The sequence below is a fragment of the Actinocrispum sp. NPDC049592 genome (genome assembly GCF_040675465.1).
Classification (GTDB): Bacteria; Actinomycetota; Actinomycetes; order Mycobacteriales; family Pseudonocardiaceae; genus Kibdelosporangium.
Window position 1 is genome coordinate 99,725 of record NZ_JBFAPA010000029.1, and the last position, 23,007, is coordinate 122,731.

Annotated in this window: 25 protein-coding genes; 15 read left to right on the forward strand and 10 right to left on the reverse strand. The window is 67.7% G+C overall.

What is annotated here, in order from left to right; translation table 11 throughout:
* Positions 1 to 15 precede the first annotated feature (15 nt).
* Complete coding sequence (locus tag AB0J95_RS48755) at positions 16 to 648, forward strand: rhomboid family intramembrane serine protease (RefSeq protein ID WP_364773357.1); 633 nt, start codon at positions 16 to 18, stop codon at positions 646 to 648.
* 21 nt (positions 649 to 669) lie between these two features.
* Entirely contained in the window at positions 670 to 1,239 is a 570-nt protein-coding gene (gene aroQ, locus AB0J95_RS48760; RefSeq protein WP_364773358.1) for a gamma subclass chorismate mutase AroQ, read from the forward strand.
* A 37-nt stretch (positions 1,240 to 1,276) separates the two neighbouring features.
* Here the strand turns inward: aroQ and AB0J95_RS48765 are convergent, their stop codons facing one another.
* Positions 1,277 to 1,699 carry a cupin domain-containing protein gene (locus AB0J95_RS48765; protein WP_364773360.1) on the reverse strand — a complete coding sequence of 141 codons (423 nt, stop codon included), beginning with the start codon at positions 1,697 to 1,699 and terminating at the stop codon, positions 1,277 to 1,279.
* A gap of 365 nt (positions 1,700 to 2,064) precedes the next feature.
* On the opposite strand from AB0J95_RS48765, the gene AB0J95_RS48770 reads away from it, so the two are divergent.
* From AB0J95_RS48770 to AB0J95_RS48780, 3 genes are all read left to right on the forward strand, one after another.
* Complete coding sequence (locus AB0J95_RS48770) at positions 2,065 to 2,337, forward strand: LuxR C-terminal-related transcriptional regulator (RefSeq protein WP_364773361.1); 273 nt, start codon at positions 2,065 to 2,067, stop codon at positions 2,335 to 2,337.
* 89 nt (positions 2,338 to 2,426) lie between these two features.
* Positions 2,427 to 2,735 carry a hypothetical protein gene (locus AB0J95_RS48775; protein ID WP_364773362.1) on the forward strand — a complete coding sequence of 103 codons (309 nt, stop codon included), beginning with the start codon at positions 2,427 to 2,429 and terminating at the stop codon, positions 2,733 to 2,735.
* Positions 2,736 to 2,833: 98 nt separating this feature from the next.
* Positions 2,834 to 4,933 (forward strand): diguanylate cyclase, encoded by a 2,100-nt coding sequence (locus tag AB0J95_RS48780; RefSeq protein WP_364773363.1) that lies wholly within the window; start codon positions 2,834 to 2,836, stop codon positions 4,931 to 4,933.
* Here AB0J95_RS48780 and AB0J95_RS48785 read toward each other — a convergent pair.
* Positions 4,911 to 6,320: a cytosine permease gene (locus AB0J95_RS48785; protein ID WP_364773364.1), complete on the reverse strand. Its 1,410-nt coding sequence runs from the start codon at positions 6,318 to 6,320 to the stop codon at positions 4,911 to 4,913. The genes AB0J95_RS48780 and AB0J95_RS48785 overlap by 23 nt on opposite strands.
* Before the next feature lie 71 nt (positions 6,321 to 6,391).
* Here AB0J95_RS48785 and AB0J95_RS48790 point away from each other — a divergent pair, with 71 nt between their 5' ends.
* From AB0J95_RS48790 to AB0J95_RS48800, 3 genes are all read left to right on the forward strand, one after another.
* Positions 6,392 to 6,856 carry a DinB family protein gene (locus AB0J95_RS48790; protein WP_364773365.1) on the forward strand — a complete coding sequence of 155 codons (465 nt, stop codon included), beginning with the start codon at positions 6,392 to 6,394 and terminating at the stop codon, positions 6,854 to 6,856.
* A 32-nt stretch (positions 6,857 to 6,888) separates the two neighbouring features.
* Positions 6,889 to 7,731 (forward strand): LLM class F420-dependent oxidoreductase, encoded by an 843-nt coding sequence (locus AB0J95_RS48795; protein ID WP_364773367.1) that lies wholly within the window; start codon positions 6,889 to 6,891, stop codon positions 7,729 to 7,731.
* Between the two features lie 80 nt (positions 7,732 to 7,811).
* The gene (locus tag AB0J95_RS48800; RefSeq protein ID WP_364773368.1) at positions 7,812 to 9,431 is read left to right on the forward strand and encodes an NAD(P)/FAD-dependent oxidoreductase; all 1,620 of its coding nucleotides are present in this window, start codon (positions 7,812 to 7,814) and stop codon (positions 9,429 to 9,431) included.
* 213 nt (positions 9,432 to 9,644) lie between these two features.
* Here the strand turns inward: AB0J95_RS48800 and AB0J95_RS48805 are convergent, their stop codons facing one another.
* The gene (locus AB0J95_RS48805; protein ID WP_364773370.1) at positions 9,645 to 9,971 is read right to left on the reverse strand and encodes an antibiotic biosynthesis monooxygenase family protein; all 327 of its coding nucleotides are present in this window, start codon (positions 9,969 to 9,971) and stop codon (positions 9,645 to 9,647) included.
* A gap of 56 nt (positions 9,972 to 10,027) precedes the next feature.
* On the opposite strand from AB0J95_RS48805, the gene AB0J95_RS48810 reads away from it, so the two are divergent.
* Together AB0J95_RS48810 and AB0J95_RS48815 are read left to right on the forward strand one after the other, a co-directional pair.
* On the forward strand, positions 10,028 to 10,459 hold the full coding sequence (locus AB0J95_RS48810) for a MarR family transcriptional regulator (protein ID WP_364773371.1): 432 nt from the start codon (positions 10,028 to 10,030) through the stop codon (positions 10,457 to 10,459).
* A gap of 93 nt (positions 10,460 to 10,552) precedes the next feature.
* Complete coding sequence (locus AB0J95_RS48815) at positions 10,553 to 10,801, forward strand: hypothetical protein (protein ID WP_364773372.1); 249 nt, start codon at positions 10,553 to 10,555, stop codon at positions 10,799 to 10,801.
* A 45-nt stretch (positions 10,802 to 10,846) separates the two neighbouring features.
* On the opposite strand, the gene AB0J95_RS48820 is transcribed toward AB0J95_RS48815, so the two are convergent.
* The gene (locus AB0J95_RS48820) at positions 10,847 to 12,220 is read right to left on the reverse strand and encodes an aspartate aminotransferase family protein (RefSeq protein WP_364773374.1); all 1,374 of its coding nucleotides are present in this window, start codon (positions 12,218 to 12,220) and stop codon (positions 10,847 to 10,849) included.
* A 79-nt stretch (positions 12,221 to 12,299) separates the two neighbouring features.
* A complete protein-coding gene (locus AB0J95_RS48825) occupies positions 12,300 to 12,788 on the reverse strand; it encodes an Lrp/AsnC family transcriptional regulator (protein WP_364773376.1) in 489 nt (162 codons plus the stop codon).
* A gap of 154 nt (positions 12,789 to 12,942) precedes the next feature.
* Here AB0J95_RS48825 and AB0J95_RS48830 point away from each other — a divergent pair, with 154 nt between their 5' ends.
* Together AB0J95_RS48830 and AB0J95_RS48835 are read left to right on the forward strand one after the other, a co-directional pair.
* Entirely contained in the window at positions 12,943 to 14,322 is a 1,380-nt protein-coding gene (locus AB0J95_RS48830; protein ID WP_364773378.1) for an APC family permease, read from the forward strand.
* Between the two features lie 11 nt (positions 14,323 to 14,333).
* Positions 14,334 to 15,767 (forward strand): gamma-aminobutyraldehyde dehydrogenase, encoded by a 1,434-nt coding sequence (locus AB0J95_RS48835; protein ID WP_364773380.1) that lies wholly within the window; start codon positions 14,334 to 14,336, stop codon positions 15,765 to 15,767.
* 51 nt (positions 15,768 to 15,818) lie between these two features.
* Here AB0J95_RS48835 and AB0J95_RS48840 read toward each other — a convergent pair whose 3' ends face one another.
* From AB0J95_RS48840 to AB0J95_RS48855, 4 genes are all read right to left on the reverse strand, one after another.
* Positions 15,819 to 16,034, reverse strand: a complete 216-nt coding sequence (locus AB0J95_RS48840) for a hypothetical protein (RefSeq protein ID WP_364773382.1) — start codon at positions 16,032 to 16,034, stop codon at positions 15,819 to 15,821.
* A 5-nt stretch (positions 16,035 to 16,039) separates the two neighbouring features.
* Complete coding sequence (locus AB0J95_RS48845) at positions 16,040 to 17,161, reverse strand: inorganic phosphate transporter (protein ID WP_364773384.1); 1,122 nt, start codon at positions 17,159 to 17,161, stop codon at positions 16,040 to 16,042.
* Positions 17,162 to 17,268: 107 nt separating this feature from the next.
* Complete coding sequence (locus AB0J95_RS48850; RefSeq protein WP_364773386.1) at positions 17,269 to 17,733, reverse strand: NUDIX hydrolase; 465 nt, start codon at positions 17,731 to 17,733, stop codon at positions 17,269 to 17,271.
* A gap of 10 nt (positions 17,734 to 17,743) precedes the next feature.
* Entirely contained in the window at positions 17,744 to 18,070 is a 327-nt protein-coding gene (locus AB0J95_RS48855) for a hypothetical protein (RefSeq protein ID WP_364773388.1), read from the reverse strand.
* A 95-nt stretch (positions 18,071 to 18,165) separates the two neighbouring features.
* On the opposite strand from AB0J95_RS48855, the gene AB0J95_RS48860 reads away from it, so the two are divergent.
* Both AB0J95_RS48860 and AB0J95_RS48865 read left to right on the forward strand, forming a co-directional pair.
* Positions 18,166 to 18,612, forward strand: a complete 447-nt coding sequence (locus AB0J95_RS48860) for a MarR family transcriptional regulator (RefSeq protein WP_364773389.1) — start codon at positions 18,166 to 18,168, stop codon at positions 18,610 to 18,612.
* A 381-nt stretch (positions 18,613 to 18,993) separates the two neighbouring features.
* Positions 18,994 to 20,262 (forward strand): IS110 family transposase, encoded by a 1,269-nt coding sequence (locus AB0J95_RS48865; RefSeq protein ID WP_364773391.1) that lies wholly within the window; start codon positions 18,994 to 18,996, stop codon positions 20,260 to 20,262.
* 79 nt (positions 20,263 to 20,341) lie between these two features.
* Here the strand turns inward: AB0J95_RS48865 and AB0J95_RS48870 are convergent, their stop codons facing one another.
* The gene (locus AB0J95_RS48870) at positions 20,342 to 21,490 is read right to left on the reverse strand and encodes an aminotransferase class I/II-fold pyridoxal phosphate-dependent enzyme (protein WP_364773393.1); all 1,149 of its coding nucleotides are present in this window, start codon (positions 21,488 to 21,490) and stop codon (positions 20,342 to 20,344) included.
* A 59-nt stretch (positions 21,491 to 21,549) separates the two neighbouring features.
* Between AB0J95_RS48870 and AB0J95_RS48875 the strand changes: the two genes are divergently transcribed.
* Positions 21,550 to 22,974, forward strand: a complete 1,425-nt coding sequence (locus AB0J95_RS48875; RefSeq protein WP_364773395.1) for a PLP-dependent aminotransferase family protein — start codon at positions 21,550 to 21,552, stop codon at positions 22,972 to 22,974.
* The last annotated feature ends 33 nt before the right edge of the window (positions 22,975 to 23,007 follow it).

Consider the following 23,007-nt stretch of genomic DNA (forward strand, 5'->3'; position numbering starts at 1 on the left):
TCTACCGTTTCGGCGGTGACCTTCGTTCGCCGCGCTCCGGGGACCGCTGTCTACCTGGTCTTGTTACTCACGGTGAACGTGGTCGTCGTCGCGGTTCTCCCGGATGGCGGGCGCCTGATCGTGGAGCGCGCGGTGAGCACCAGCCTGGCCGATGTGGACTGGTCCTTCCCGCTGCGGCTGATCGGCAGCGCTTTCGTGGTCGACCTGACCGGCGGGGTGCTGGGGGCGTTGTCGATCGTGCTGGCCGGAATCGCGTTCAGCATGGGCTGGCTGGAGCGGCGGTTCGGGACTTTCCGGGCGCTGGGGACTTTCGCGGCGGTGCATGTTCTCGCCACATTGGTCACTCTTCTGGTGGTCGCGGTGGCGCTCAAAACCGGTTCTTACCCATCGGAAGTACGTGCCGCGCCGGACTATGGCGTCAGTTACGGCGCGCTCGGCTGCATGGGCGCGGTGACGTTCCTCGTGCCCCGGCGAATTCGCCCGCTCTGGGTCGTTGTGCTGATTCTGCCGCTGTTGTTCGTCGAGTGGTTCGGCTGGCTGCCCGACTTCACCACCATTGGCCACGGCGTTTCGGCGGTGCTCGGGGTGGCCATTTCCCGCCACCTGGTCGGTGGGCGCGAGGTAACCGGAACTCCGCGTATCTTGTGAACCGGATGCGGAGGTGGGGACATGCGTGTTCGGTCGGCAGTGGTGGCCGCGGTGGCGGCGGTCGGCATCGGGACGCCCGCTCAGGCGGATCAGCCGGCGGCGCTGGGGCCGCTCGGCCCGCTGGCCGGCCTGGCGGTGCAGCGGATCCTGTTGGCGGACAAGGTGGCCGCGGCCAAGTTCGGCACCACGCAGCCGATCGACGACCCGGTGCGGGAGAAGCAGGTCCTCGACGACGTGGCCGCCAAGTCGGCCGGCCTCGGCCTGCCGCCGGAAGCCGGCGTGCGGTTCTTCCGGGCCCAGATCGAGGCCAACAAGGTCGTCCAGCGGGGCCTGTTCGAGCGCTGGACCGCACATCCGGACCAGGCGCCCACCGAACGGCCGGACCTGGCCAAGGAGGTGCGCCCGCGGCTCGACCGGATCACCGGGCAGATACTTGAACAATTGGTGAACACCAGGCGAATTCGCGACCGCAACGTGCGGTGTTTCGTGTGGCACGTGGAGGCGGAAGTGTCCGCGGATATCGCCAACCGGCTCGACGCATTGCACCGGAAGGCCGTCACGGTCTCGCTGCGCCCGGTTTGTGAACCGTGAATCCCTGAAAACGGATTCACGGTTCACATGCATGAAATTACTGGAAGTCGCAACCGGGGTTGGGCGCGTCCTCGGACAACGGCTTCCCGTGCGGAAGCACGTAAACAACCTCGAGAATGACCGGCGTATTCCCCCGGTTCCGGCCGATATGTACGTGGTCGTTGCCGGACGGCTCTATGAAAGCGCTCCCAGCCGGGTAAACGTCCTGGGTGGTGCAGTCGGAGTCGTTGTGCGTGAGCGTGCCTTGTTTGACGTAGGCGTACAACGTGCCGTCGTGCCAGTGCCATCCGGTCGACCCGTCGCGGTCCAGTGTGATCTCCCGGACGACGATGTCCTTGCCGCCCACCGTGGTCTGGCTGATGATCGTTCCGGTGACCCCGCGGGACGGGGTCGCGGCGGCCACGGCGGACGTTAGCGTGAGAGCGCTCACAACCATGGCGGTCAATGCGGCCGTGCGCATGGGTTGCCTCCTTATCGAAATCCCCTCGCTTCGCATCCGACCCTAGGGGAAACCGTCCACTGCGGACGCCCGCGCCCGCCGGCTGCCCGAATGGACACCGACCATTGCGCGAAAACTCACCGGAAACAGCCCGCTGAACTGGCCTTTCTCCGGTAAATTGGTTCTTGTCGCACCACGGTGAGGTGCGAACAGCCCCGGCGATAAGCCCGAAATCTGACACGGGGGCAGGGCCCGTGTCAGGTGGGAATCGGTGCCGACACCCCCTTCGGTGCCGTCTCGGCGATCGGGGCATTCCACCTGGTGTGGTGTCGGCGCTGGCGCCACACCAGGTCTCACAATCCCGCCGCAATCAGGAGCCGAAGGAAATGAAGTCTCGCTCCAGGGTGAAGTCGAACGTGCTGGTGCTCGACCGCGAGCAGCGCGAGCTGCTGGTCCTGCTGGCCTCCGGCCTGCCGGACACAGCCATCGCCCGCCGGATGTGCCTCGCGCCGAGGACTCTGGCCCGCCGGATCTCGACCCTGTACCAGTTGCTGCAGGCCGACAACCGGTTCCAGGCCGGTGCCGCGGCCGAACGACTCGGCCTGCTGAATGCCGAGAACCCGGCCGCCGCCGAGGCGCCCGCGCGCCTGGCCGGCTGACTCGGGGCACAACTGTCGAACATGTGTTCGACAGTTGTGCTACGTTCTCTCCTCGGGTGGTTGATCGCGGCCATACGGGGATGGGAGCCATGCGGAGTCGAGTGATCAGGGTCTACCAGCCGTGGCCGACGCCGGTCCGGGCCGCCTGCTACACCGATCCGTCGGTGCTTCCGGAGATCAGCGCCTGGGTGGCGCGGCTGCGGGAGACCGGGCTGGTGCCGCCGGACGTCAAGTTCGCCATCCGCGAGGAGACCGGCGGCCCGGTCGGTGTGCTGGGCGATCAGGCGGGCGAGCACGAGCTGCGCCCCACCGGGTTCCTCGTGTTCGGCCGGCGCGGCTTGCGCGTTGTCGACGAGTCCGCGTTCTTCGGCCAGTACCACGATCCCGATATCTGCTGACAATTGTCATCCTTTGAGGGCTCAACAAATCGGACGGTGCTGCCCGCCGACTGTGCTTCTGGAATAGTGTCCGGGTGCGAACACCTCCAGGGGGCCGCATGGCGTCCGGCCGGGCTTGGCTCCTGTATCTGGCGTCCGGCCTGGTGCTGCAAGTCGTCTACTACCTGACCCCGCCCAGTGGCGGCGGGGTGGTGCCGCGCGTCGTTCTTTACTGCCTGGTCAGCACATCCGCCAGTATCGCCGTGTTCATTGGCGTCTGGCGGCATCGGCCCAGGCCACGACTGCCTTGGCTGCTGCTGGGGGCAAGCCAGGTCATCTACGCGGCGGCCGACGCGTTTTTCTATGTCTCGCACTACCTGCTGAACGTCCTCGACTATCCGTCGATCGCGGATGTGTTGTATCTGGCGCACTATCCGCTGGTAGTGGCCGGTCTGTTGTTGTTGATCAGGCGCCGTGCCCCTGGCCGTGACTGGCCGAGCCTGCTCGATGCCGCGGTGATCGCCGTTGTGGCGGCGATGCTTTCCTGGCTGTATGTGATCGGCCCACAGGCGCGGCTGGACTCGCCCGCGCTGGTCAAAGTGGCGTCGCTGGGTTATCCCGTTGCCGACCTGGCACTGCTGTCCGTTGCGCTGCCGCTGATTCTGCGGTCCGGCAGCCGGCCGCGCGCGTACTTCCTGCTGATCGCCAACCTGGTCGGCATCATGGCGGCGGACACTATGTACGTCCTGCAACAACTCGAGGGCACATATTCGACCGGCAACTTCCTTGATGCCGTCTGGCTCACGGCGAACCTCGCGCTCGGCGCGGCCGCGCTCGATCCGACCATGAGCCGGCTGGGGGAGCGGCCACCGCCGCAGGACACCTCCCTGGGGCCGGTGCGAATCGCCGTTACGTTCGCGGCGGCGCTGGTCGCGCCCGCGACGTTGATCATCCAGTTCCTCACCGACTCCATCCAGGACGTGTTGGTGGTCGCGGTGGCGTGCGCGGTGCTGTTCCTGCTGACCATTCTCCGGTTGGTCGGTTTGGTGGCGGCGCAACGCAAACTGGCCATCACCGACAGTCTCACCGGTCTGTACACGCGCCGGTTCTTCGAAGCGCAGCTGCCGATCGAGCTGGCGCGGGCCAAACGCACCGGGACATCGGCAGCGGTGCTGCTGATCGACGTGGACCGGTTCAAGTCGATCAACGACCGGTACGGGCATCCGGCCGGCGACCGGGTCCTGGTCGAGATCTCCGCCCGGCTGCGCAGCACGGTGCGCGGCGGGGAGGTGCTCGCGCGGTACGGCGGCGAGGAGTTCGCGCTGCTGTCGCCGAACGTCGAGCCCAAGGACGTGCCGATCATCGCCGACCGGCTGCGCAAGCAGGTCGCCGCGAGCCCGATCGTGGCGGCCGAGAACACCTGGGTGGCGGTGACCGTGTCGGTCGGCAGCGCCAGCTATCCCCTGCACGGCGAGCAACCCAGCGAGCTGGTCTCCATGGCCGACCGGGCGTTGTACGCGGCCAAGGCGTCCGGCCGGGACCGGATCGTGGTGAGCCCGGTGTCCGCCAACGGATCCGACGCCGACCGCCTGCTGGTCGACTACCTGTGCGAGATCGCCGACCGGGTGGACGGCTGGCTGTCCAGCTACGAGCACAGCCGTGCGATCGGCCGGTGGTCGTCCATGCTGGCCGGCGAGCTGGGCCTGGCGACCACATCGGTCCGGTCGGCCGAGCTGGCCGGGCGGCTGCACGACGTGGGCAAGATCGTCATCCCGGAGTCGGTGCTGCGCAAGCCGGGCGCGCTGTCCGAGGACGAGTGGCGGCTGGTGCGCCGCCACCCGGACTTCGGCTTCCAGCTGGCCCGGATGCTGCCCGGCTACGACAACGTGGCCAAGGTGATCCGCCAGCACCACGAGCGCTACGACGGCGCCGGCTACCCGGAAGGCCTTGCCGGGCAGGAGATCCGGATCGAGGCCCGGGTGCTGGCGGTCTGCGACTCGTGGGCGGCCATGCGCTCCGACCGCCCGTACCAGACCGCCCGCACCGAGGACGAGTCCAGGGCGCAGATCCAGGCCGGCCGCGGCTCGCAGTTCGACCCGGACGTGGCGGACCTTTTCCTGGATCTGCACCATCGCGGCCTGGTCGGCAAGCTAGCGCTGCTGGCTCCCGCCGAGGAGGGCTTGGCCCTGCCTCCGGTCATCCACCCGCAGAAGACGTAGCGAACCCGAGAACGGCCTTGGCGCTGGGCAGTTTCGCGGCGAGGGCGCCAAGGCCGAGGTACACCAGGCCCGCGATCAGCCACGACTCGACCGGCACCAGCCCGAGGTCCGGCGCGGTTTGCTGACCCGGCAACAGGTTCAGGCCCCACGCGCCGAACAGCACGGCCACCAGCACCGCGATGATCGCCGGCCAGTTCGCGAACCCGGCCGCCCGCCAGGACGGCACCGCGACACCACGGTCCACACCGGACAGTCGCGGTAGGGCGAACCGGTCCACGCACATCACCACGGTCGCGCTCGGCAGCGCGATCGACGTCCACCCGGCCACCTCGAAGAACCCGTTCTCCAGGTGTGGGAACCACCACGTGAACAGCGCCGCCACGCCCGCCATCACCAGGCAGGTGTAGAACCGCTTCCAGCCCCGTGCGTGCCCGACGAGGTTCTGGCCCGCGTTGATCATCTCGTAGTAGTTGCCGTCGTTGATCGCGATCTGCAGGACGGTGGCCACGATCGCGCCGAGCGCGAGGATGCCGAACAACGAGTACTCCACGGAGTACTTGAAGGCCGGGCCGATGTCGTACTGCCCGGCGCCGGAGAGCGCTCCCATCATCCAGCCGCCCGCCACGAACAGCACGAGCCCGATGGCGAACGCGATCACCAGCGGCAGCGCCGGCCAGAAGAACTTCGGCTTGCCGTACCGCCAGGTGTCCGGTTCGTTGCCCCACATCACCGAGCCGATCGCCAGCCCGGCCCCGGCCAGGAACGGCAGGTTCTCGCCGGTGCCCGCGTTCAGCGTGTCCGCCGGGATGGTCACCAGGCCCTTGATCACCAGGTAGCCGATCCACAGGATCATCAGCGGTGCCACCAGATACCGGGCGAACGCGGCGATCCCGCCGAACCCGAACACGTTGTTGGTCACGCCGATGACCGCCAGTATCACGCTGATCAGCACGATGTTGCCCCAGCCGAACAACCCGTCGTAGATGGTGGCGAGCAGGTTGAACGCGAAGGCCGTCCAGCCCGCGGCCACCCCGATCAGGATGATCGACACGAGCACCGAGCCCAGTTTGCCGAAGATCAGCCTGCTGAGCAGCGAATGGGTGAGCCCGGTGGAGGAGCCCAGATATGCCGCGGGTAAGGCGTAGATCAGGTAGGCCACCGCACCGACCGCGCCGGCCGCGATCGCGCGGCCGAGCGAGTATCCCGCGTCGTGGTACTGAAAGCCCAGGAACAGGTAGGTCAGCCCGGCCGCCAACGTGATCCACAGCGCGGTGAAGTGGTACAGCGAGCGGCGTTGGCTCAGCGGCACCACACCGGCGTCGCTGGTCGAGTAGTCGTGGGACAAGCCGATGGCGAGTTCTTCGCCGGTCGATGGAGATGTCGTCACGGGCAACCCCTGTCCTCGTAGTTCGGTGAGAGAACCGTAACGCCGGAGCAACACGAGTACGTTTCGATGGCATGGCGACTTCACGGGACGATCTGCTTGACCTGTCCGATTTCGCGTACACCCGGCTGCGCGACCGGATGGCCGGTCTCACTGACCGGGAATACCACTGGGCGCCCGCGGCCGGTTTCACCACGCTGGTGTGGCGGCTGGGGCACATCATCGAGTTCCTGCGGGCCGAACGGATCGGCAGCTGGCTGGGGCAGGACCCGTTGCCGGCGGTGGAAGTCTCGCCGTCGACCGCGCTCGAGGTCTTGGCGGCGCTGGAGCAGGCCTACCAGACCTGGCGCGGCGTGCTGGCGGCGACGACCGAGGAGTCGTTGGCCGAACCGATCGGTTTCGGGCCGTACGGGCAGTCCACTCGCCGCGCCTTCGCCCTGCACATCCTGGACGAACTGATCCACCACGGCGCCGAGGCGGCGCTGATGCGGGACCTGTACGCGACGCCGTTGAGCAACACCGACTACGCCCACACGTGACAAACTGAAACGTGTTCTAATATTGTGTCGGGGTGCGCTACGGGATCGTGCTGTTCACCAGTGACCGAGGGATCACCCCGGCGGCCGCGGCCGTCGCGGCGGAGCGGGCCGGCTTCGACTCGTTCTATGTCCCGGAACACACCCACATCCCGGTGAAGCGGGAGTCTCCCCATCCCCGGACCGGAGACTCCTCGCTGCCGGACGACCGGTATGTCCGGACGCTGGATCCCTGGGTGTCCTTGGCGACCGTCGCGTCCGTGACGTCCCGGATCAGGCTGTCCACGGCCGTCGCCCTGCCCACCGAGAGCGACCCGATCACGCTCGCCAAGACCATCGCCACGCTGGACCACCTGTCCGGCGGCCGGGTGACGCTGGGCGCCGGATTTGGCTGGAACACGGACGAACTGACCGACCACGGCGTCCCCGGCGGCAAGCGGCGGACGGTGCTGCGCGAGTACATCGAGGCGATGCGTGCACTGTGGACACAGGAGGAGGCCTCCTACAAGGGTGAGTTCGTCCACTTCGGACCTAGCTGGGCCTGGCCGAAACCGGTACAAGAACACATTCCAGTTCTGATCGGCGCGGGCGGCACCGAGAAGACGTTCCGGTGGATCGTCCAGTCGGCCGATGGCTGGATCACCACACCGGCCGAAGTGGACATCGACGCGCAAACGGCTCTGTTGCGGGAAATGTGGCGCGACGCCGGGCGTGCGGGCGAACCGAGGATCGCCGCTCTTGGTGGGCGGCCGGATCCCGGGCGGCTCGCGCACCTGGAGTCGATCGGGGTGACGGACGTGATCTTCGGTCTGCCGGACCGCTCGGCGGAGGACATCGAGGCCTGGATCGCCCGGCTCGGCACCAAGCTGTACTCGTAGCTACGGATTTCGTCGCCTGGAGGCGTTGACAACACGGATTTCGTACGGTTCGCTGATCGGCACCACTGTTTGGAGGTGTCGTGGCGCGTACCGAGATGTTCCGTTTCCTGCGCCGGGTCGTCCTGGATCACGCCGCCGCCGAGCGGCTCGGCATGCCGGTGCTGGAGTACCGCGAGACCCGGCAGGCACGCACGTTCAGCCGCCGTGACGTGCTCAAGATCGGTGGGGTCCTGGGGGCCGGCACGTTCCTGCTCGGCGGCCGGCGAGCCCATGCCACCGTCCGGAACGCTCCTCGGATCGCGATCGTCGGTGGTGGCATCGCGGGTCTCAACGCGGCGTTGACGCTGGCGGACGCGGGTGTGCGGGCGACGGTCTACGAGGCGTCCGATCATGTTGGCGGGCGGATGTTCTCGGAGCGTTCGTACTGGGACGGCGGACAGATCTCCGAGTACGGCGGCGAGTTGATCGACACCGACCACACCGTCATCCGGGATCTGTGCGCGCGGTTCGGACTGGGCCTGACGGACGTGCACGAGGCCGCGCCGCGGGGCGGCGAGGATGTGCTGTTCTTCGAGGGGCGCTATCGCTCGCACAAACAGTTCGTCGAGGACTTCCTGCCCGTGTACAAGGCGTTGCGGGAGGACGTGGACAAGGCGCCGGACTTCCCGGTCTGGGACTCCGCCACGCCCGCCTCGACCGCGCTGAGCAACATGAGCGTGCAGGAGTGGATCGCCTCCCGGGTGCCGGGCGGGTACTCGACGTGGTTCGCCCGCTTCGTCGACGCCGCTTACGTTGTGGAGTACGGCGCGGAGACGTGCGACCAGACCGCGGTCAACCTCGTCTACATGATGATCGACCAGGAGGACCTCAAGGAGCCGCACATCTGGGGCAGCTCGGACGAACGGTTCCACATCACCGGCGGCAACCAGCGCCTGCCCGAGGCCATCGCGCATTCCTTACCGGCCGGCACGGTCCAGCACGGCTGGCACCTGACCGAGATCGTCCGCCGGACCGACGGCGGTCAAACACTGTTTTTCAACGGGCACAAGCCGGTCCAGGTGGACCACACCATTCTGACCATCCCTCTTGGTGTGCTGCAACGGATCGACTACCGCCGGGCCGGGTTCGACCCGCGGATGAAGGGCGCGATCGCGACGCTGCGCATGGGCGACTGCAGCAAGCTCAACATGCAGTTCAGCGCCCGTCCCTGGCTCGGGCGCGGGCCGTGGCCGGGGATCGCGAACGGTGAGAGCTTCAGCGACAGCGGCTATCAGGAGGTGTGGGACGCGACCGCGGGGCAGCCGGGCAGCCGCGGGATCGCCATCCAGTACGGCGGCGGCAATGGCGCACGAGAGTTCCGCCCGTCCCAACCGTTCCCGCGGGCCACTGATCCGTATGTGCGGCAGGCGGTCCGGCGCAAGCTCGCGCAGATCGCCGCCGTGGTCCCGGACATCCGCAGCTACTGGACCGGCAAGGCGGCCTTGTCCGCGTGGCACGTGAACCCGTTGTCCTACGGCGCCTACAGCTACTACCCGATCGGGTACTGCCACCGCTTCGCCGGATACGAAGCCCAACGACAGGGCAACATCCACCTCGCGGGTGAACACACCTCCGTGGACTTCCAGGGCTTCATGAACGGCGGCGCCGAGTCCGGAGCCCGTGCCGCACAGGAGATCCTGGCCGACATCTCGGGAAAGTGACGACGGTCGACCGGCTCAGCCGAACTCCGCGGGGCTCTTGGGTGGTGTTTATGGCGGTGGCGATCACCGCGATGACCGGAACGTGCCGGTGGCGTTCGGCAACGGCTTCGGGGCGCCTGCGCGGTGGTCGGTATTGGATTGTTCTGCCTGTTCGTTTCGTGGATGCCCATTCCGTGGATCTTGGCCGGTGTGTTCGTGCTGGATCGCGCGCTGTCACTGATGGTGTGTCGACCGAACCTCGTACAGCCGAGGCTCAGCCCGTTCCGCGATCGTCATGATCTCGGCGATGTGCTGCTTCGCGGCCTCGGTCTGCAGGACCTGTTGGTAGGCCTCCGTACTGGCCCACTGGGCGTAGTTGACGACCTTGGTGCCGTCTTCGCTGACGTGCAGGTTCGCCGAGATGAACCCCTGCTGACCGGTGAAGAAGTCGACGGTTGCCTTGTCCAGCGCCTGGAACAACTCCTCCTGCCGGTCGGGTGCGACGGTGAAGACGTTGATCAACGTGACCAGATCCGCGTGCGCGTCGATGGTGGTCATCATCTTAGCCTCCTAAGTTAGCGTGCTAACATCGATATTAGTACGCTAACATACTCGGCATGAGTTCGCACGTGGATCCGGGCCACACCGTCGGCTTCGCCCTCAAACGCCTGCAACAGGCTTTGCGCGCGCGGATGGACGGCGCCTTGGCCTCGTTCGGCCTGACCGCGCCTCAGTACGCCGTTCTGGCATTGCTCGCCGAGGAGCCCGGCATCTCCAACGCCGAACTCGCCCGCCGTTCCTTCGTGACCGCACCCACCATGATCCGCATCGTGACAGCCCTCGAAGAAGCGGGCCTCATCACGCGCACCGACCCCACCACCGGCCGCGCCAAAACAACAACGCTCACCCCCAAAGGCCAAACCCACCTGTCCGCCGCCGCCACCCACGTCCAGCACCTCGAAGACATCCTCCGCACCAACGCCGGCGACCACGCGGAGTTGGTCCTCTCCTGGCTCAACGCCTGCGCCGTAGACCTCGAAACCCCTTGACCCGCCGCGCCTTGTCCCCGCGGCAAGCCGCCACCTCTTGAGGGGCGGACCACCACTGAGGCCGAGCGGATGGCCAGGGACCTGGTGGCCGTCATGGGTGACATCGCGCCCGAGGAGGTCGGCGTCGAGCTCGAATTCGAGCTGCCCGGTGAACTGGGCGACGAGGCCAGGAGGGCCCGGGAGGAAACCCGGGCGGCAGAGCAGGCTCAGCGCAGCGCCGCGGAGAAGATCCGTCAGGCGGTCGCGCACATCCTCGGTGCGGGGACGTCCAAACAGGACGCGGCGCGGATTCTCGGCGTCTCCCCGCAGCGGATCAGTCAGCTGGTGAAGCCCGGCTCGTGAGTGGTTTTGCTCGTTGGAATAAGCGAAACCACTCACAACCGGACTTCAGAGGAGGTGCCAGGCTTCGGTGAGGACCTTGCGGAGGATCTGCTCGATCTCGTCGAACTGCTCCTGGCCGCAGATCAGCGGCGGGGAGAACTGGATGACGGGTTCGGCGCGGTCGTCGGCGCGGCAGTACAGCCCGGCGTCGAAAAGCGCCGTGGAGAGGAAGCCGCGCAGCACGCGTTCGGACTCCTCCGGGCTGAAGGTCTCGCGGGTTTCCTTGTCCTTCACCAGCTCGATGCCGTAGAAGAAGCCCGCACCCCGGACGTTGCCGACGATCGGGAGGTCGTACAGCTTGTCCAGTGTGGACCTGAAGGCGTCCTCATTGGACAGCACGTGCTGGTACAACCCTTCGCGTTGCATCAGGTCGAGGTTGGCGAGGGCCACGGCGCAGGACACCGGGTGGCCGCCGTAGGTCGAGCCGTGCAGGAACGTGGTGGTGCCGTTGAGGAACGGTTCCATCAGCCGGTCGCTGACCAGCACGCCGCCCAGCGGCGCGTAGCCGGAGGTGAGTCCTTTCGCGACCGTGAGGATGTCCGGCTGGTAGCCGTAACGCTTGGCGCCGTAGTCGTGGCCGAGACGGCCGAAGGCGCAGATGACCTCGTCGGACACCAGCAGAACGTCATACTCGTCGCAGATCTCACGCACCCGCTCGAAGTATCCGGGCGGCGGGACGAAACAACCGCCGGTGTTCTGCACGGGCTCCAGGAACACCGCCGCGACGGTGTCCGGCCCCTCCATCTCGATCGCGGCGGCGATCTGGTCCGCCGCCCACCGGCCATAACCCGAGTAGTCCGAGCGGAAGATCTCTGGCGCACGGTAGAAGTTGGTGTTCGGCACCTTGATGGCGCTGGGCACCAACGGTTCGAAGTCCTGCTTGGCCGCGGGAATCCCGGTGATCGACAGCGCGCCCTGGGAAGTGCCATGGTAGGCAAGGGAGCGGCTGATCACCTTGTGCTTGGTGGGTTTCCCGGTCAGCTTGAAGTACTGCTTGGCCAGTTTCCACGCCGTCTCAACGGATTCGCCACCGCTCACGGTGAAGAACACGCGGTTGAGGTCACCGGGCGCGGCCGCGGTCATCCGCTCGGCCAGCTCGATCGCCCGGGGATGCGCGTACCCCCACAACGGGAAGTAGGCCAGCTCGGCGGTCTGCCGCGCCGCGGCCTCGGCCAGTTCGGCACGGCCGTGTCCAACTTGGACGGCGAACAGCCCGGCGAGGCCGTCGAGGTAACGCTTGCCCTCGGCGTCGAACACGTAGGCGCCCTCGCCGCGCACGATCACGGGCGGCGGCGACTGCGCGAAGCCTGAGTGGCGGGTGAAGTGCATGAACAGGTGCTCACCCGCCGAGCGGGACAGGTCATAGGGCGAGGGCGTCATACCTCGTTTATCGCACACTGAGACGCGACATGCAAGTGATTCCGTTGTCGATCAGAACTTGAACAACGGATTTCGTAGGTCAGCGAGTGCCCCACTGGTAGGACTGCTTGCGCAGCTTGAGGTACACGAGGGTTTCCGCGTACCGCACCCCGGGGACGGTCCGGATCCGCGTCGAGATCAAGGACAGCAGACTCGCGTCGTCCTCGCAGATCGCCTCGCACAGGATGTCGAACCGGCCCGCGCACACCACGACGTAGTCGATCTCGTCGATCTCGGCCAGCGCGTCGGCCACCGGCTCGAGCGGCCCGTCCACGTTGATCGCGATCATCGCCTGGCGGAACAGCCCGACCTGCATCGGATCGGTCACCGCGACGATCTGGATCACGCCCGCGTCGGACAGCCGCTGCACCCGTTGGCGCACAGCCGCCTCCGACAGGCCGACGGCCTTGCCGATGGCCGAGTACGGCCGCCTGCCGTCCTCCTGCAGCTGCTCGATGATCTGCTTGGCGATGTCGTCCAGCAGCGGGGCCGCGGGCTGGGCCGGGTTCGTCCTGGTCACGCTGGGCATTATCGCCGCACGTCACAAGGCCGTCACGCGACACGCGAGACCGTCAGATCCGGATCAACGGGTCCCGTAAACAACGGATTTCGTCGTCAACGAGCCGTTGACATTGCGAGATCCGCGATGTTTAGTGCCTCACACAACACCCGAGGAGGCGCGCATGACCGACACCGTTTCCACCACAGCGCCCCCTTCGGAGCACGAAGGCAGACCGCGGCCACTTGTCCGCTCGATCGGCGTGCTCGGCGGCACCCTGCTGACGCTGAGCTGCCTGACCCCGGCGTCCTCGCTGTTCGTCGTGGTCCCGCCGTTGTTAGGGGAGACCGGCACCGGCACCGTGCTGACGATCGTGCTCGCCGCGATCCTGTGCATCGGTGTGGCGCTCTGCTACTCGGAACTGGGCACGCTCGTGCCGAGCGCGGGCGGCGAGTACGCCATGCTCGGCATCCTCGCCGGGCGGTTCGCCGGCTGGATGATGTTCGTGCTCTCCTTCATCATCGTCATGATCATCCCGCCGATCATCGCGCTGGGCACGGCGGAGTACATCTCGTCGGTGGCGGACATCAGTCCGCCGGTCGCCGGCGCGGCCGTGATGATCCTGTCCACCCTGATGGGCCTGCTCAACCTGCGCGCCAACGCCTGGATCACCGGCATCTTCCTGTGCCTGGAGATCATCGCCATCGCGGTCGTGTCGTTCCTCGGCTTCAGCCACGTCTCGCGGCCAGCGAGTGTCCTGGTCACCCCGACGATCACCGACTCGGGCGACGCGCTGAGCGCGATCACGATCGTGGCCGGGCTCGCGGTAGCGCTGTTCGTGTTGCAGGGCTTCACCACCGCGGTCTACCTGTCCGAGGAGATGCGCGACCCGCGGCGGACAGTTGTCCGGACGGTGCTGTGGACGCTCGGCATCGGCGCCGCGGTGATCATCATCCCGGTCATCGCGATCACCCTCGGCGCCCCCGACATCGCCACGCTGACCAGCGGAGACGTGGCCGGAATGGTCACCACGTGGAGCAACACCGGGGTGGGCACGTTCGTCAGCCTCAGCATCGCCCTGGCGATCGTCAACGCGGTGATCGTGATGGTCATCCAGAACTCCCGCGTGCTGTACGCCTCCGCCCGCGACCGCGCCTGGCCCGCGGCGCTGAACCGGTCGTTCGGCACGGTCAGCCACCGGTTCGGCTCGCCGTGGGTGTCCACGCTGGTCGTGGGCCTCGGCGGGGCCGCGCTGTGCTTCGCGCCGGTGGACACGCTCAACGGCGTGACCAGCGTGGTCGTCACCGCGATGTACCTCGGGGTGGCGATCGCGAGCCTGGCCGCGCGGCGCGGCGAGTTCAAGGGCGCGCCGGCCTGGCGGATGAAGGGATGGCCCGTGCTCCCGGTGGTCATCGCCGGTGCCCTGGTCTACATATTGGTGCAGCAGAGCATCACTGACTTGTTGATCACTCTTGCCACACTGGTGGTCGCCGCCGTGTACTGGCTGTTGTACCTGCGCCCGCGCGCGGCGGACCGCTGGGTCGTCACGGTCGTTTCCGAGTGAGAGAGAGTCCCTTGTCCGACAAGCAAGTGTTCCGCAACTTCGTCAACGGCAAGCAGACCGGCGCGGCCGACGGTCGCACGCTCGACGTCGTCGACCCGGCCACCGGCGAGGTCTACGCCACCTCGCCGCTGTCCGGGGCGTCCGATGTGGACGATGCGTTCCGGGCCGCCGAGGCCGCCTTCGAGACCTGGCGGGACACCACGCCGTCGCAGCGCCAGCTGGCCCTGCTCAGGATCGCCGACGCGCTGGAGGCCCGGGCCGAGGAGTTCAACCAGGCCGAGGCGGCCAACACCGGCAAACCCTTGGCGGTGACCAGGGTCGAGGAGCTCCCGGTCGCGGTCGACCAGATCCGGTTCTTCGCCGGGGCGGCGCGGATCCTGGAGGGCAAGTCGGCGGGGGAGTACTTGAGCGGGTTCACCTCGTACGTCCGGCGCGAACCGGTCGGCGTCTGCGCCCAGGTCACGCCCTGGAACTACCCGCTGATGATGGCCATCTGGAAGATCGCGCCCGCCATCGCGGCCGGGAACACGGTGGTACTCAAGCCATCCGACACCACCCCGGCCAGCACGGTGCTGCTGGCCGAGCTGGCCGCGGAGTTCCTGCCGCCGGGTGTGCTCAACGTGGTCTGCGGCGACCGCGACACCGGCCGCGAGCTCGTCACGCACGAGACCCCGGCGATGGTGTCGATCACCGGGTCGGTCCGGGCCGGGATGGAGGTCGCGGGTGCCGCGGCCGCCGACCTCAAGCGCGTCCACCTGGAGCTCGGCGGCAAGGCCCCCGTCGTCGTGTTCGAGGACGCCGACATCGCCGCGGCCGCCGAGGCGATCGCGGGCGCCGGGTACTTCAACGCGGGCCAGGACTGCACGGCCGCGACTCGGGTCCTCGTCGCACCGGCCGTGCACGACGAGTTCCGTGCCGCGCTCGCGGAAGCCGCGCGGGCGACCACCACCGGCGCGCCCGACCAGGACGTCACGTATGGCGCCCTGAACAACGCCAATCAGCTGGCGCGGGTCAGCGGGTTCATCGACCGCCTGCCCGGCCACGCCGCCGTCGACGCGGGCGGCGAGCGAGTCGGCGATCGTGGATTCTTCTACGCCCCAACGGTCGTCTCCGGCCTGCGTCCCGACGACGAGATCGTCCGCGACGAGATCTTCGGCCCGGTCATCACCGTGCAGAGTTTCGCCGACGAGGCCGAGGCGATCCGGCTGGCCAACGGCGTCAAGTACGGCCTGGCCTCATCGGTCTGGACCAAGGACCACGGCCGCGCCATGCGGTTCTCCCGGCGGCTCGACTTCGGCTGCGTCTGGATCAACACGCACATCCCGATGGTCGCCGAGATGCCACACGGCGGGTTCAAGCACTCCGGCTACGGCAAGGACCTGTCGATGTACGGCCTGGAGGACTACACCCGGATCAAGCACGTGATGTCCTCTTTGGACTCCTAGGGCGGATATGGGAAAGCGGGGGCCGCGGCCCCCGCTTTCCTGTGCTTGCGGTTACTTGGCTACCACGAGATAGATGCCGTACCCGACCAGCGCGACGCAGGCCAGGAAGCAGACCCCGGCCACGGCGGTGTTCACGGCCGTCGCCTCGCCCTCGTTGTTGCGGCGGCCCAGGGCCGCGATGCCCAGCGAGAACAACACGACCAGCCCGACACCCGCGGCGAGCGCGATCGCGAAGACCTCGCCGAGGCCACTCCAGTTGATGTGCATGGTGTTCAGCTCCCCGTGGTCGCCAGAGCCGGGACTTCGTTGACGTTCTCGGCGTTGATCGGGTTGCGGCGGGAGGCCGCGTAGATCCCGCCCGCGATGGCCACCGCGACGATGGCCACGACCACGGTGCCGAGCGTGCCCTGCGAGGCGATCTCACCGGCGAGCGCGCCGACGATGGCGGCCGCGGGCAGGGTCAGCAGCCAGGCGATGGCCATGCGTCCGGCGGTGCCCCAGCGGACCTCGGCCAGCCGCTTGCCGATCCCGGAACCGATCACGCCGCCGGAGCAGACGTGTGTGGTGGACAGCGCGAAACCGACGTGCGACGAGGTCAGGATGACCGCGGCGGCGCTGGCCTCGGCCGAGAACCCTTGCGGGGTCTCGATGTCGGTGATGCCCTTGCCCATCGTGCGGATGATCCGCCAGCCGCCGAGGTACGTGCCCAGGGCGATCGCGGTGCCGGCGGCGAGGATGACCCACAGCGGCGGCTGCGAGCCCGGTGCCAGCGAGCCGGCGGTGATCAGGGTCAGGGTGATGATGCCCATGGTCTTCTGGGCGTCGTTGGTGCCGTGCGCCAGCGAGACCAGCGAGGCCGACACGACCTGTCCGGCGCGGAACCCGGCCGTCCTGGTGTCCGGGTTGGTGCGGGTGGTCAGCTTGTAGGCCAGGTAGGTTGCGATGGTCGCCACCACACCGGCGATGATCGGCGAGGCCACCGCGGGGATCAGCACCTTCTCCACGACCGTGCTGAAGTGCACCGCGCCCGAGCCGGAGGCCACCCAGGTGGCGCCGATCAGGCCGCCGAACAGGGCGTGCGACGAACTGGACGGCAGGCCGAGCAGCCAGGTCGCGAGATTCCAGATGATCGCACCGACCAGGCCGCCGAAGATGACCGCGGGACTGATTCTGCTCTCGTCGACGATCCCGCCCGAGATCGTCTTGGCCACCTCGATGGACAGGAACGCGCCACCCAGGTTGAGCACCGCCGAGATGGTCACCGCGATCTTCGGCTTCAGCGCGCCGGTGGCGATCGAGGTGGCCATGGCGTTGGCCGTGTCATGGAATCCGTTGGTGAAGTCGAACGCCAGCGCCGTCACGATGACAACGATGACAATGAGAGAGACATCCATCGCACCACTCCGCCCACTCGTGTGCGAGCACCGTAAAGGCGCAATACCAACAATGGGTGAACACGGCCGGGCGGAGCGTGCGGAGAAATGCGGACAAATAAGATGAATCAGGCGACGGTGGCGCCTTCTTCGCACAATGCGGTGCCGCCGAGGTTCGCGGCCCGGACGGCCGACTCGATCCGGCGGGCCAACCGGGGCAGCACGCGCTCACGCACTTCGGCGGGTGGGTAGAAGCCCGCGGACAGGATCTCACCATCGGCGAAGACGAACGCACGCGTGTCCGCCTCGGTGAGGATTCCGCCGTCGAAGACGAACTGAACGCGCTCGGGCCGGGAGTCGTCCGCCGGCGAATAGTCGACCACCAGCAGCCGTCCCAAGGGCCGCGACAAACCCAATTCCTCTTTCAGCTCACGGGTCGCGGCCGCCCACGGCGACTCGTCGGCGTCGACGGCGCCACCCGGAATCTCCCAGTTCGGTTTGTACGACGGTTCCACCAGTAGCACCCGTCCATCCTCGGAGCGGAACAGCACCCCGGCGGACATGTGCTTGAGAACCAGCCTGTAGTCATCCACGCCCGCGAAGTTACTTGCGGCGCAACAGCCAGGCCGACCCGAGGTGGATGACCGCGCCGAGCGTGGAGCCCGCGATCATGCCGGGTTGCGCGTGCAGGGTGCCGATGACGCCGTCACCGACCTGTGCGAGGCCGGCTAGGAGCAGGACCGGTCGCAGGCCTGGTCGTTTGGTGGCGAGCAGGCCGATCAGGACGGCACTGATCGGCAGGGCTCTGACCAGGTACGCCTGTGCGTAGAAGTCCACCAGGGGAGTGGCGTCGCCGGGGATGAGCAGCGACGGGTTGGTGACGCCGATGACCGCGGCCGTCGCCGAGACGAGCGCTGCCAGGACGTTCACCGTGACGATGGCCTTCGGAAGGGTTGCGGCCGTGACTGGTTCTGCGCTTGAATCATTCAGAATGTGAATCATACTGCCCATGTAACATGCTCGACGTGAACGATGTCAAGCCACTGCTGAGAAGCACCGTGGCGTTCCGCATGGGCCTGCTGGGAACCCTGCTGACCACCCAGTTCGGCGACCGCATCGCGGCCGAGCTGGACCTCAAGCCGAAACACGCCGGCCTGCTGGTCGCCCTCGACACCCATGGCACGGCGTCGCAGCAGGAACTGGCCACGATGATGGGCGTGGCGCCCAGCCTGGTGGTGGCCCTGGCCGATCACCTGGAAGAACTGGGCGCCATCGAACGAGTCCGCAGCGGCGTCGACCGACGCCGGATGAACCTGACGTTGACCGGCGAAGGCCATGCCCTGCTGGTCAAATGCGACGAGATAGCCCAGTCACTCAGCGAGGACCTGACCGCCGGCCTCACCAAACCCGAGCGCGAAAAACTCCAGACCCTCCTCGCCACCCTCGCCGCCCACCACAACATCCCCCACTAACCCGCCCTACCCCCGCCGTGTCCCCCTTTCCTCCGCCGTGTGTCCCCCATTCCTCCACCCCGAAATCTCCCTTCGCCGGACGAACGCGGGACACACCTGGGAGGAACGGGGGACACACCTGGGAGGAACGGGGGACACGCGGGGCGATGGGGGTGGGTGAGGGGGTTAGTCCTTGTGTCCCTGGTGGGACGCCCGTTGAGGGGTGAAAATCGGGGGCTGGTTGCCCGCTGACGTCGTCGCCTCTGTGGTCGTGCGAGGCCGTGGGTTAGTCGGACGCTGGGAGCTGCTGCTGGGCCCCTGATTGTTGCTTCGAGCACGCGGATCAGATTCGTCATCGCCTGGGCTCCCGCGGGCAACCGCCCTGCTAGCCGGGGAGGACCGATGCTCGAGCAGACGCAAGACAACGAGGAGATCATCACGCGGGTGGCCGCGCTGGATATCGGCAAGGCCGAGGTGATGTGTTGTGTCCGGGTGCCGGATGAGACCCGTCCGGGCAAACGGCTGCAAGAGGTCAAGCCCTACTCGACGATGACCCGGTCGTTGCTGCTGCTGGTCGATCGGCTGACCGCGCTGGGGGTGACCCGGGTGGTAATGGAGTCCACTTCGGACTATTGGAAGCCGGTGTTCTACCTGCTGGAAGCCCACGGGCTCGACCCGTGGCTGGTCAACGCCAGAGACGTCAAGCACCTGCCCGGCCGGCCCAAGACCGACCGGTTGGACGCGGTCTGGTTGTGCAAGGTCGCCGAACGGCAGATGATCCGCCCCAGTTTCGTGCCCCCGCCACCGATCCGTCGCCTGCGGGATCTCACCCGCTACCGGCGAGACCTGGTGGAGGCCGCCACGGCGGAAAAGCAGCGAGTGGAGAAGCTCCTAGAAGACGCCCAGATCAAACTGAGCGTGGTGGCCTCGGACATCTTCGGCGTCTCCGGACGAGACATGATGGCCGCGCTGATCACGGGCGAGCGAGATCCGAAGGCGCTCGCGCAACTGGCCCGGTCCTCGATGCGCCGCAAGATCGACCGGCTGCAGGAGGCGTTCACCGGTCACTTCACCGACCATCACGCCTTCCTGCTGTCCACCATGCTCGGCCGCATCGACGCGATCACCGCCGACATCGCCCATATCGACACCAAGATCGAGGAGCTGATCCTCCCTTTCGCCGCGGCGGTGGACCGGCTCGATGAGATCACCGGAGTCGGACGCACCGCCGCGCACGTGGCCATCGCCGAGATCGGGCTGGACATGACCCGTTTCCCCACCCCAGGACATCTGTGCTCATGGGCGAAGTTCGCCCCCGGAATCAGCGAATCGGCAGGCAAGAAGAAAGGCGCCGGCGGCACCGGCCACGGCAACCCCTACCTGGCCAGGATCCTGGGCGAAGCCGCCGTGTCGGCCAGCAAGACCAACACCTTCCTCGGCGAACGCTACCGGCGCATCGCCCGCCGCGGCGGCGCGAAAAAGGCCATCGTCGCCGTCGGCCGCTCCATCCTGGTCATCATCTGGCATCTGCTATCTGACCCCGACACCCAGTTCCAGGACCTCGGCCCGGACTTCTACGCCAACCACACCAACCGAGACCGCAAGATCCGCAACCACATCCACCAGCTCAACGCGCTGGGCTACCGAGTCACCCTCGACCCCGTCGCCTGACCCCACCTGACAACCCACGAAGCACCCGGCGCGACCCCACCGGGTACTTCGACCTGCCCACTCACCATCGATTTTCGGATCAGGGGAGGGCCTGGTGGAGGTCGGCCCAGAGGTCCTCGGGGTGTTCCAGGCCGAGGGCGATGCGGACCAGGCCCTGGGAGATGCCCGCGGCGGCCAGTTCCTCCTCGTTGAGGAACCTGTGCGAGGTCGTGGCGGGGTGCATCACGATGGTCTCGGTGCCGCCCAAGGACGGCGCGTTGATGATCAGCTCGAGCTTGGTCATGAACGCGTGCGCGTCGTCCACCTCGATCGCCACGGTGCCGCCGAAGTCACTGAGCAGCTTGGCCGCGCGCTCGTGGCTGGGATGCGAAGGCAGGCCCGGGTGGTGCACGGCCCGCACGGCAGGGTGGTCCTCAAGACGGGAAGCCAGGTACTGGGCGCTGGAACACTGACGGGCCACGCGCAACGGCAGGGTCTTGAGCCCGCGCAGGATCAGCCAGGCGGCGAACGGGTCCACGACAACGCCGAGCCGGATCGCGTGCTGCCACGCCGAAAGGTACTGGTCCCGGTCCGCGAACACCGCCACGCCACCGATCACGTCGTGGTGCCCGCCGAGGTACTTGGTCGCCGAGTGGATCACGATGTCCGCGCCGTGCTCGAGCGGCCTGCACAGCAGGGGTGTGGCGAAAGTGTTGTCCACCACGGTGATCAGGCCCGCCGAGCGGGCGGCCTCGGTCAACGCGGGCAGGTCGGGCACGTGCCCGAGCGGGTTGGCGATGGTCTCCAGGAACAACATCCGGGTCGTGGGCCGGAGAGCGGACTCCAGCTCCGATGGAGACACCCCGTCGATGTAGCTCACCGAGAGGCCCCACCGGGACACGAGGTTGTTCAGCACGGAAACCGTGCCACCGTACAAAGCCCGTTGCGCGATGACGTGATCGCCTTGGCGCAGAATCGAATGGAACACCGCGTTGACCGCACCCGTGCCCGAGCCGGTGACGAACGCCGCCTCCCCACCCTCCAGCGCGGACATCGAGTCCTCCAGCGCGCGGGCGGTGGGGTTGCTGTAACCGCTGTAGCTGAACGTGTCCGGCCCGCTCATCGCCGAGGCCACCTCGTCGGGGCCGTCGAAGGCGAAGTTCGCGGTCTGGTAGATCGGCACCGCGAGGGGGCGGCCCGGGTCCGGAGCGTGGAGGCGGACGGCGAGGGTTTCGCGGTGCAAGGTCATGACCGAAGTCTTCGATATCAATTGGACTCGCCATAGGGCCAATCTGGCAGGATTGGTTCGTGACGAGCTGTGAGGACCTGGTCGCCCGGCTCGGCCGCTGGTCGGCCGGGCACGGCCCGCTGTACATGCTGCTGGCCACCCGCATCCGCCAGCTGATCGACGACGGCGCGCTGCCGCCGGACTCGCCGCTGCCGCCCGACCGCACCCTGGCCACCGCGCTCGCGGTCGGCCGGACGACCGTGGTGGCCGCCTACGACCTGCTCACCCAAGACGGCAAGATCGTCCGCAGGCAGGGCAGTGGCACCCGGGTCGCGCCCGCGGTGCTGTACGCCGATCCGGCGCGGCCGGTGGACAGCGCGAACCCGTTGTTCCTGCACCTGCTGGAGCCGCTGGACAACATCCTCCAGCTCACCTGCGCGGCGCCGAAGGTCGTGCCGCCCGAGGTGCAGGACGCCTACCGCAAAGCCCTGGAGACCAGCTTCACCGGCGACCTCGGCTACCGCCCGGTCGGCCATCCCTTGCTGCGCCAGGCGATCGCCGACCGGTACACGCGGCAAGGCGTGCCCACCGACCCGGACCAGATCCTGGTGACCACCGGTGGCCAGCAGGCGTTGGCGCTGCTGGCCAGGCTGCTCGTCGGCCCGGGCGACCGGGTGGTGGTGGAGGCGCCGACCTACCCGGGCGCGCTGGAGGTGTTCCGGGAGTGCGCGGCGGTGTTCCGGACGGTGCCGGTCGGCGACATCGAGACGCTGATCCGGGTCATGCGCGAGGACCGGCCCACGGTCGTGTACCTGATCCCGTCGCACCAGAACCCGACCGGCGCGGTGATGCCCGCGCTGGCCCGCCGCCGGGTCGCGGAAGTGGCGACGGCACTGGGGATCAAAGTGATCGAGGACGGCGTGATGGCCGAGCTCGGGTTCGACGCGCAACCGCCGTTGCCGATCGCCGCGTACGGCTCCGTGCTCACGGTCGGCTCGTTGAGCAAGGTGATCTGGGGCGGGCTGCGGGTCGGCTGGATCCGCGGCTCGGCGCCGTTGATCATGCAGCTGGGCCGGTTGAAGGCCGTGCACGACTTGGGCAGCAACATCCCCGGCCAGCTCGCCGCCGCCGAACTCGTGTCCATTTTGGACTCGCTGCGGGCCCGGCGGGTGGCGAGTCTCGAGGAGAACCACGACGTCCTGTGCGACGGGCTGCGGACCTTGTTGCCGGACTGGCGGTTCACGCCAGCCCTCGGTGGACAGACGCTGTGGGTGGAGCTGCCGCGCGGGGACGCGACCTCGTTCGCGCAGGTCGCGCTGCGCCACGATGTCGCCCTGCTGCCCGGGACTTCGCTGGACGTGTCCGGTGGCAGCAAGACCTGGCTGCGGATCCCGTTCCTGGAACCGGCGGACGTCATCGCCGAGGCCGTCCGGCGGCTTGCCGTTGCGTGGCGCGACTATGAGCCGACCGCGCCCACGACCGCGTTGACGTCATTGGTGGTCTGAACGGGACAAAATCGGGACAACTTCCCGAAACAG